The organism is Pseudomonas sp. LFS074, from assembly GCF_047978165.1.
GTDB lineage: Bacteria > Pseudomonadota > Gammaproteobacteria > Pseudomonadales > Pseudomonadaceae > Aquipseudomonas > Aquipseudomonas putida_P.
In genome coordinates this window covers 1-7,920 of record NZ_JBFPFV010000005.1, presented here as the reverse complement: position 1 = coordinate 7,920, position 7,920 = coordinate 1, and the positions used below count along the sequence as shown (strand labels likewise).

The following is a 7,920-nucleotide window of genomic DNA, read 5'->3' as shown; positions in this document are numbered from 1 at the left end:
TCAAGGTGAGGTAGGGGATGAAGAACAAGGGCATGGCCCAGGCAATCGCGCCTTGGGCAGTCCGCACGGTGAACACCGCGTGCAGTGCGGCTACGATCCCCAGCAGATGTATCAGGCCGAGTAGGTAACCAAAGAAGTAGGGGCTGTGGTAATCCATATGCATCCTGCTTGCCGAGTACACTTGAGGTAACAGAACACGTTCCCGGTCCGCCTTGCAACCCGAAGGTGGATTTGGCGTCTAAGGCTCAGCCCGGCCCGCTTGGCCGGCTTTTTTCCAGGAGCGTTCGTCCATGAAGATTCGTCTGCCACTGTTGGCGTTGGCCCTAGCAATGAGCAGCCCGCTGGTGCATGCCCAGATGCTGCAACCCGGTTTGTGGGAGCTGACCACCAGCAACATGCAGGTCGATGGCAAGCCGCTACCCGACATGGAATTCATGCTCGGCCAGCTAAAAAACCTGCCGCCAGAGCAGCGCGCAATGATGGAAGGGGTGTTGGCCAAACAGGGAGTAAGCGTAGGCGGTAAGGGTGTACGTTCGTGCCTGACGCCAGAACAGGTGGCAACCAACGACATCCCGCTGCAGGACCCGAAGTCAGGTTGCACGCAGAAGATCACTGACCGCACCGGTAATGTGTGGAAGTTTCAGTTCAGCTGCCCGAAGGCCCAGGGGAGTGGCCAGGCTACATTCCTCAGTGATCGGGAATTCACTACCCAGGTGAGCGGCACATTCAACGCCTCGGGTGTGCAGCAGCAAGGCAGCATGAACACCCGTGCGGTGTGGCTGGGCAATGACTGCGGCACGGTCAAACCGCGCAGCTGACATCCCATTGCCACTGGCTGGTTGCTACAGCGTCGTGGGCATGCAGGCTCTCTGCATGTTCCACGCGTAGTTTGAAGGCTGTGCTCCATTCCATTTGCCGGAGAGCCTTATGCAGGCGGCGTGCGGCGTCTTCACAGAACATCAGGTTTTGCCCGTTGGCCAACGCGAAGGCTTGCTCGTCTGCGCGCTTTACGGCGGTTTGCACCGCTGTCCCCAGGCTAGCCTCTATGCGGTCGATCAACTCGGTGATGGGCAACACCTGCTGATTGCTGTTTAGCCGTACCTGAACCTGCGCGGTACTGCGTTGGCTATGAGGCGTAGCAACAATCCCTTCGGCACTGCCAAGCCATTGCAGTACCGCAGCTTTTTCGATTTTCTGTTCGCTGAAGTGCGTCTGAAACTGCTGCTGAATCAGCTGCCGTGCGAGTGCAGCCGAGCATGGGCAGGTTGAGGAGTAAGGAACAGAAACGGATAGTTCCACGTGGAACACTTCATTTTCGATCCTGGCATCTACCGTTACGGCGTAGCTTTTCCAGCCCGCCAATGGGCTGATCAAGGCGGGCCTGTTCAGCAGATGCTCGAAGCTGAAGCGCAAGTAGGCTGCGGAAGAAAGGCTTGCGTGGCTGCTGAGGAAATCCTCCAGAAGCTGCCAGATGGCGAGTGGTGTGAGAGGCTGGTGTTCCAATGACCCCAGCGCAAGGTAAAGCCGCGACATGTGTATGCCGCGTGAACTGCCGTCTACCAGGCTAACTCCTGCGTCGACTTTGGCAGCCGCGGTGCGCCCTTCGAATTGCACTGGCAGGGCGATTCCGCACATGCCAACCCAATTCAATGGCACGGCATACGCTTGAGTTTGTGCGGCGATATCGGGGAGCTTGAGCTGAGTCATTTGGCTTTCCAAGCAAGTAAAGGCATCAACGGCAACCGCCGATCAAACTGCAATGCAGATTGAAGCGCTGCCCGCTGGAGCTGGATACGCGGTTCAAAGTGGTCCAGCCAACGCGGCGGCTGTAACCCACCCAGGCCTCTCCATCGCTGGCCAGGCCGGTAAAAAAGGTCAATGTGCCGTAGCGGCTGTTGGTTTGTGCCCACAGGCGCCGGCTGTCGAAGTCGTAGCCGCGCAGGTAGAACGTGCTGCCTTCGGTGCGCACGCTGTAGTAACTGCCTTTGCCGTCCTGGCAGGCGAGCAGCGTGGCGCTTCGCGTACAAAGCGCCAATGCACTGCCTTTTGGCATAGCCAGCAGTGAAGTCGGCATGACCAGCATCAGCAACGCCAAGACGCTTGGCAGATTCATTTTTCATCCCCGGTGAGCACTCGTCCGTCGAGAACGGCTTGGCGAAATTGTATTGTTACTTTATAACATTGTGCAATGCATCGTTTCGAATGCGTCTGCCTGAAGAGGTTCGCCATGCCCAATCGTCTCCCCGTCACCGTGCTGTCCGGCTTCCTGGGCGCCGGCAAGAGCACACTGCTCAACCATGTGCTGCGCAACCGCGACAACCTGCGGATCGCGGTCATCGTCAATGACATGAGTGAAATCAACATCGACGCCAGTGAGGTGCAGCGCAATGTCAGCCTCAACCGCGCTGAAGAGAAACTGGTCGAGATGAGCAACGGCTGCATCTGCTGCACGTTGCGTGAAGACCTGCTTGAAGAGGTGGCGCGGCTGGCCGAAGAAGGGCGTTTTGACTATTTGCTGATCGAGTCCACCGGTATCTCCGAACCATTACCGGTGGCCGAAACCTTCACTTTCCGCGACGAACAGGGCCGCAGTCTGTCCGATATGGCGCGCCTGGACACCATGGTCACCGTGGTCGATGGCCTGAACTTCCTGCGCGACTATCAGGCGGCAGACAGCCTGGCCAGCCGTGGCGAAACCTTGGGCGAAGAAGACGAGCGGTCAATCAGCGATCTGCTGATCGAGCAGGTCGAATTCGCCGATGTGCTGCTGCTGAGCAAGATCGACCTTATCAGCCAACATGAGCGCGAAGAACTCACCGCCATTCTGCGCAGCCTCAATGCCCGGGCTCAGATCGTACCCATGGTCATGGGGCAGGTGCCGCTGACGCGTATTCTGGACACTGGCCTGTTCGACTTCGATCAGGCAGCCCAGGCACCGGGTTGGTTGCAGGAGTTGCGCGGTGAGCATGTGCCCGAAACCGAAGAGTACGGTATCGCGGCCATGACCTGGCAGGCACGACGTCCGCTTCATCCACAGCGCTTTTTCGACTTTATCCACACTCACTGGACTAACGGGCGGTTACTGCGTTCCAAGGGTTTTTTCTGGTTGGCCAGCAAATATCAGGAAGCCGGTAGCTGGTCGCAAGCGGGCGGCATGATGCGCCATGGCCTGGCTGGCCGGTGGTGGCGCTTCGTACCGCGCGATCAGTGGCCGCAGGATGTGGATAACACCAGCGCGATCTTGAAACACTGGACTGCTGAGACCGGTGATTGCCGCCAGGAGTTGGTGTTCATCGGGCAGAATATCGACTTCGGAAAATTATCCACAGCCCTTGATGGCTGCCTGTTGACGGATCAGGAAATGGACTTGGGCCACATGGGTTGGTTACGCCTGCCCGATCCGTTTGGCCCATGGCACGAGGAGGCGGCATGAACGCGGCAACTCGGGCTGTGGATATCTTTCAGGTGCACGGCGATAGCCCGCAAGTTCTGGCTGAGGTGCTGCAGGACGGCGTGAACCTGGCCGTTTGGCGCCGGCGCCTGCCGGCACAGTTACAGGACTTTTCTGAATTGGCCATAAGCCTTGGTCAGCCCCTGGCGGATCAGCGGGTAATCGATGTGGACGAGCAGCAGATGCCAGTACTGCCCGATCTGCTGCGTGAAGCGTCGGATTTACTTGGCTATGAGGCCTTCGTTGCCGATGTGACGTGGTTGGTGGCGGCGTACACCTGCCTGGTTGGCGCACGTCGGGTCGGTTTACGTCTGCGGGTACTGGACGGTCCTATGTGCCCGCGCTTCCATGTGGATAACGTGCCATTACGCCTGCTCACTACCTATGCGGGTCCGGGTAGTGAATGGTTGCAAGAGCAGGATAGCCGGCGTGGAGAGTTACACACAGCTGATCTTCCTGTGGATAACATAAAGCGCCTGCAGCCCGGCGAGGTAGGGATACTGAAAGGCGAGAAATGGCAGGGCAACGAGGGCGCAGGCCTGGTGCATCGGTCCCCTTCAGGGCAACAGGGGCGGCTACTGCTCAGCCTTGACTGGCTGGCCTGACGGCGCATAGTGAGGCATCACCACCGCCTGAAGTCGCCCCATGCTGCAGAACATTCCCACCCATGTAATTGCCGGCCCGCTGGGCGCTGGCAAAACCACCCTGATCCGTCATCTGCTGGCCCAGCGCCCAGCCAATGAACGCTGGGCTGTACTGATCAACGAATTTGGCCTGGTAGGCCTGGATGCGGCCTTGCTCAGCCGTGACGAAGACGGCATAGCCATCGGCGAGGTGGCAGGCGGCTGCCTGTGCTGCGTCAACGGCATGCCATTTCAGGTGGGCCTGGGGCGCTTGCTGCGTAAATCCCGGCCCGACAGGTTGTTTATCGAGCCTTCCGGCTTGGGCCACCCATTACAGCTGCTGGCTCAGCTACAGCAAGCCCCTTGGGCTGGAGTGCTGACAATTCAACCACTTCTGATGGTTGTGGATGCCCTGGCCATGGCTAGAAACGAGCCCCTCACGGAGGCTCAACAGCAGGCTTTCGATGGCTGTGAGAACGTGGTTTTCAACAAGTCAGAGCTTGTGGATGAATCAGATAAGTTGTTGATAACTAATAAATTTATAAACAAGAAAATCATATGGACAGTGCAAGGTTGGCTGCCTCTGTCGGGCCTTCCGCAGGCATCTTCCCAGATTGTTGACAGCCCATTCCTAGATAACAAGATTGTCGACAATCTTGAAAGTGCCCCAGCATTACTCTGGACAGACCCCAGGCAGCCCATCTGCCTTAGCCAACAGGGGGAAGGAGGTTGGAGTATTGGCTGGCGTTGGCACCCTGGCCAACAGTTTTATCCACAGCGGTTACAGGCGTTCTTGCGCGTCTGGCCATGGCGACGCGCCAAGGGAGTTATCCACAGTGTGGAAGGCTGGCAATCATTCAATGGGCTCAATGGAGGCATGCCCGCCTGGCAGCCCAGCGAATGGCGCAGGGATACGCGTATCGAGCTGATTTTCGATCAGCCGCAATCGCAACCCGCACTGCATGCCGGGTTGAGCGAATGCCAAGTCAGCTGATCAGTTGCGCCAGCGGTTGTGCTCCTGGCGCCACTGCTGCATTTCGATGACATTGTCGGCGCGCGGTGGGGTCTTGATTTCGAACGGGTAGGGTGCCAGCTCGATCTGCACGCTGTGGGCGCCGAACTGGGTCACGGTACCGGGGTGGCGCTGCTCGCCCGTGACGGTGAACTCGAAGGCATAGATGCGTGCCAGGCGTTTACGGCCATTGGCATCCCGGACAAAGGCGATGCGCTTGAGCGCGACGGCGTCGTCGAGCAATTCGAGGTCGAGCTTGGCGCAATGCTGTTTGACCCGCTCCAGGGCTTTCTCGCGCAACCCATGGTTGTGCCACAACCAGGCGCCTGCCGTGGCTACCAGCATCAGGACGAAGAGGTTCTCCAGGGTCAACATTTGCATATGCTCCAAACAGGTGTATCCAGCTTAACTGCGTCCCTGGCCTGTCGTACAGGTGGCAATCGCGTTCATACTGCGCTGCGTACAATCCTTGAAACAGCTTTGGAAACCACCCGCATGAAACGTACCCCGCACCTGCTCGCCATTCAGTCTCATGTGGTGTTCGGCCACGCCGGCAACAGCGCCGCGGTGTTCCCCATGCAGCGTATCGGGGTCAATGTCTGGCCGCTCAATACCGTGCAGTTCTCCAATCACACACAGTATGGCCAGTGGGCGGGTGAAGTGCTTGCCCCGGCGCAAATTCCTGCGTTGGTGGAAGGTATTTCCAACATCGGCGAGCTGGGCCACTGCGATGCGGTGCTTTCCGGCTACCTGGGCAGTGCCGAACAGGGGCGAGCGATCCTGGCCGGCGTCGAGCGGATCAAGGCGGTGAACCCAAAGGCTTTGTACCTGTGCGACCCGGTCATGGGGCACCCGGAGAAGGGCTGCATCGTCCCGCCCGAAGTCAGTGCGTTTCTGCTCGAGGAGGCGGCGGTCAGGGCGGACATCCTGTGCCCCAACCAACTGGAGCTGGACAGCTTTTGTGGGCGTCGCGCGCAGTCACTGGAAGATTGCGTGAACATGGCGCGCAGCTTGCTGAAGCGTGGGCCGCAGGTGGTGGTGGTCAAGCACCTGGCCTACCCTGGGCGCGCCGAGGACCAGTTCGAAATGCTGCTGGTGACTGCCGAACACAGCTGGCACCTACGCCGCCCGCTGCTGGCGTTTCCACGCCAGCCGGTGGGGGTGGGTGACCTCACCTCCGGTTTGTTCCTGGCCCGTGTAATGCTGGGCGACAGCTGGGTGCAGGCATTCGAGTTCACGGCTGCAGCGGTGCATGAAGTGCTGCTGGAAACCCAGGCCTGCGCCAGCTACGAATTGCAGCTGGTGCGGGCTCAGGACCGCATTGCGCACCCACGGGTACGCTTCGAGGCGCAGTTGCTGGCGCTTTAGATCGCGTCGGTTTTCAGGTCCTGGTAGCGCTTCTCCAGCTCCTGGCGGATCTGGCGCCGCTGATGGCCTTGCAGGAAGCGACGCTTTTCTTCGCTGCTATGCGGCTGGCGCGGTGGCACCGGCACCGGGCGGCGATTGTCGTCGACTGCAACCATGGTGAAGAAGCAACTGTTGGAGTGGCGCACCGAGCGCTCGCGGATGTTCTCGGTCACCACTTTGATGCCGACCTCCATCGAGGTGTTGCCGGTGTAGTTGACCGACGCGAGGAAGGTCACCAGTTCACCTACGTGTACGGGTTCGCGGAAGATCACCTGGTCGACCGACAGGGTCACCACATAGCTACCGGCATAGCGGCTGGCGCAGGCGTAGGCCACTTCGTCGAGGTACTTGAGCAGGGTGCCGCCATGTACGTTGCCAGAAAAGTTGGCCATGTCCGGGGTCATCAGGACGGTCATGCTCAGCTGGGCGTTTCCAGGTTCCATAGTGTGCTCACGGTGAGGTTGCGCTGAATCGGGCGAATGGAGGGCGTTATCTGCTGACACTGCTGTTCCCCTCTTATGAATTTGCCTTGCTGATACGGGACGTTGGCTGACGCGCTGTCGTCACGCTGATCATGCCATCAGCGGCGCTTTTCCAGCCGATCTGTTTCTGCATATTGCACCGGCTTTTTGCGGCGGGGTGCGATGTTAACCTGAGTACGCCCATGCAACATGGGCGTTCCTGCATTCAATACAGTATGTACTTGCTGCTCCCTCAGGTTTGCCTTGGCAGAGGAGCGGTCTGCCCAGGCATTCAGAAAAAGACGAGAAAAGGAGTATCACGCCATGCATGCCATCAGCTTCATCCAGGACCTGGCGGTCATCATGCTGGTCGCTGGCGTGGTCACCATTCTCTTCCATCGCCTCAAGCAGCCGGTGGTGCTTGGGTACATTGTCGCGGGCTTCATCATTGGCCCGCACACCCCGCCGTTTGGCCTTATCCATGATGAAGACACCATCAAGACCCTCGCTGAACTGGGGGTGATCTTCCTGATGTTCTGCCTGGGGCTCGAGTTCAGCCTGCGCAAGCTGTTCAAGGTGGGTGCCACAGCGTTCATCGCAGCGTTCCTGGAAATCGTGCTGATGATCTGGATCGGCTTCGAGATCGGTCGCTGGTTCGGCTGGAATACCATGGACTCGCTGTTCCTCGGCGCCATCCTGGCCATATCCTCGACCACCATCATCGTCAAGGCGCTCAACGACCTGAAGATGAAGAACGAGCGCTTTGCCCAGCTGATCTTCGGCGTGCTGATTGTCGAGGACATCCTTGGCATCGGCATCATTGCCCTGCTGTCGGGCATCGCGGTCAGTGGCACGGTCAGCTCGGGTGAGGTGTTCTCCACTGTCGGCAAGCTGTCACTGTTCATGATCGTCGCCCTGGTCATCGGCATCTTGTTGGTGCCGCGGCTGCTGGCCTATGTGGCCAAG

Annotated in this window: 10 protein-coding genes and 1 pseudogene; 6 read left to right on the top strand and 5 right to left on the bottom strand. The window is 59.1% G+C overall.

The annotated features are described in order from the left end of the window. Positions 1-157: pseudogene (locus tag ACNQP3_RS28920) on the bottom strand (cardiolipin synthase); the annotation flags it as partial. 133 nt (positions 158-290) lie between these two features. Here ACNQP3_RS28920 and ACNQP3_RS28915 point away from each other — a divergent pair. Beyond that, complete coding sequence (locus ACNQP3_RS28915; protein WP_012274892.1) at positions 291-818, top strand: DUF3617 domain-containing protein; 528 nt, start codon at positions 291-293, stop codon at positions 816-818. On the opposite strand, the gene folE2 is transcribed toward ACNQP3_RS28915, so the two are convergent. Beyond that, entirely contained in the window at positions 802-1,707 is a 906-nt protein-coding gene (folE2, locus tag ACNQP3_RS28910) for a GTP cyclohydrolase FolE2 (protein WP_264316677.1), read from the bottom strand. The two genes, ACNQP3_RS28915 and folE2, sit on opposite strands and share 17 nt — an antisense overlap. A gap of 25 nt (positions 1,708-1,732) precedes the next feature. After that, positions 1,733-2,113, bottom strand: a complete 381-nt coding sequence (locus ACNQP3_RS28905; RefSeq protein ID WP_060494496.1) for a hypothetical protein — start codon at positions 2,111-2,113, stop codon at positions 1,733-1,735. A 114-nt stretch (positions 2,114-2,227) separates the two neighbouring features. Between ACNQP3_RS28905 and zigA the strand changes: the two genes are divergently transcribed. The 3 genes from zigA to ACNQP3_RS28890 are packed head-to-tail and all read left to right on the top strand — an operon-like array spanning position 2,228 to position 5,068. Next, positions 2,228-3,433, top strand: a complete 1,206-nt coding sequence (gene zigA, locus ACNQP3_RS28900) for a zinc metallochaperone GTPase ZigA (protein ID WP_264316676.1) — start codon at positions 2,228-2,230, stop codon at positions 3,431-3,433. Next, a complete protein-coding gene (locus ACNQP3_RS28895) occupies positions 3,430-4,056 on the top strand; it encodes a DUF1826 domain-containing protein (protein ID WP_012274888.1) in 627 nt (208 codons plus the stop codon). The genes zigA and ACNQP3_RS28895 overlap by 4 nt, the downstream gene beginning before the upstream one ends. Before the next feature lie 40 nt (positions 4,057-4,096). After that, positions 4,097-5,068: a CobW family GTP-binding protein gene (locus ACNQP3_RS28890; RefSeq protein ID WP_012274887.1), complete on the top strand. Its 972-nt coding sequence runs from the start codon at positions 4,097-4,099 to the stop codon at positions 5,066-5,068. Here the strand turns inward: ACNQP3_RS28890 and ACNQP3_RS28885 are convergent, their stop codons facing one another. Beyond that, a complete protein-coding gene (locus tag ACNQP3_RS28885) occupies positions 5,069-5,461 on the bottom strand; it encodes a DUF3301 domain-containing protein (RefSeq protein WP_012274886.1) in 393 nt (130 codons plus the stop codon). It abuts the gene before it with no gap. Between the two features lie 120 nt (positions 5,462-5,581). Here ACNQP3_RS28885 and pdxY point away from each other — a divergent pair, with 120 nt between their 5' ends. Next, a complete protein-coding gene (pdxY, locus tag ACNQP3_RS28880) occupies positions 5,582-6,454 on the top strand; it encodes a pyridoxal kinase PdxY (RefSeq protein WP_060494501.1) in 873 nt (290 codons plus the stop codon). On the opposite strand, the gene ACNQP3_RS28875 is transcribed toward pdxY, so the two are convergent. Further along, positions 6,451-6,936 (bottom strand): acyl-CoA thioesterase, encoded by a 486-nt coding sequence (locus tag ACNQP3_RS28875; protein WP_012274884.1) that lies wholly within the window; start codon positions 6,934-6,936, stop codon positions 6,451-6,453. The two genes, pdxY and ACNQP3_RS28875, sit on opposite strands and share 4 nt — an antisense overlap. Positions 6,937-7,278: 342 nt before the next feature. On the opposite strand from ACNQP3_RS28875, the gene ACNQP3_RS28870 reads away from it, so the two are divergent. Then, the coding region (locus tag ACNQP3_RS28870) for a cation:proton antiporter (RefSeq protein ID WP_416470693.1) at positions 7,279-7,920 on the top strand (642 nt) is incomplete at its 3' end.

Coding starts and splice junctions, on each gene's coding strand:
- ACNQP3_RS28915 (WP_012274892.1), top strand. CDS start 291: ATGAAGATTCGTCTGCCACTGTTGGCGTTGGCCCTAGCAATGAGCAGC.
- folE2 (WP_264316677.1), bottom strand. CDS start 1,707: ATGACTCAGCTCAAGCTCCCCGATATCGCCGCACAAACTCAAGCGTAT.
- ACNQP3_RS28905 (WP_060494496.1), bottom strand. CDS start 2,113: ATGAATCTGCCAAGCGTCTTGGCGTTGCTGATGCTGGTCATGCCGACT.
- zigA (WP_264316676.1), top strand. CDS start 2,228: ATGCCCAATCGTCTCCCCGTCACCGTGCTGTCCGGCTTCCTGGGCGCC.
- ACNQP3_RS28895 (WP_012274888.1), top strand. CDS start 3,430: ATGAACGCGGCAACTCGGGCTGTGGATATCTTTCAGGTGCACGGCGAT.
- ACNQP3_RS28890 (WP_012274887.1), top strand. CDS start 4,097: ATGCTGCAGAACATTCCCACCCATGTAATTGCCGGCCCGCTGGGCGCT.
- ACNQP3_RS28885 (WP_012274886.1), bottom strand. CDS start 5,461: ATGTTGACCCTGGAGAACCTCTTCGTCCTGATGCTGGTAGCCACGGCA.
- pdxY (WP_060494501.1), top strand. CDS start 5,582: ATGAAACGTACCCCGCACCTGCTCGCCATTCAGTCTCATGTGGTGTTC.
- ACNQP3_RS28875 (WP_012274884.1), bottom strand. CDS start 6,936: ATGGAACCTGGAAACGCCCAGCTGAGCATGACCGTCCTGATGACCCCG.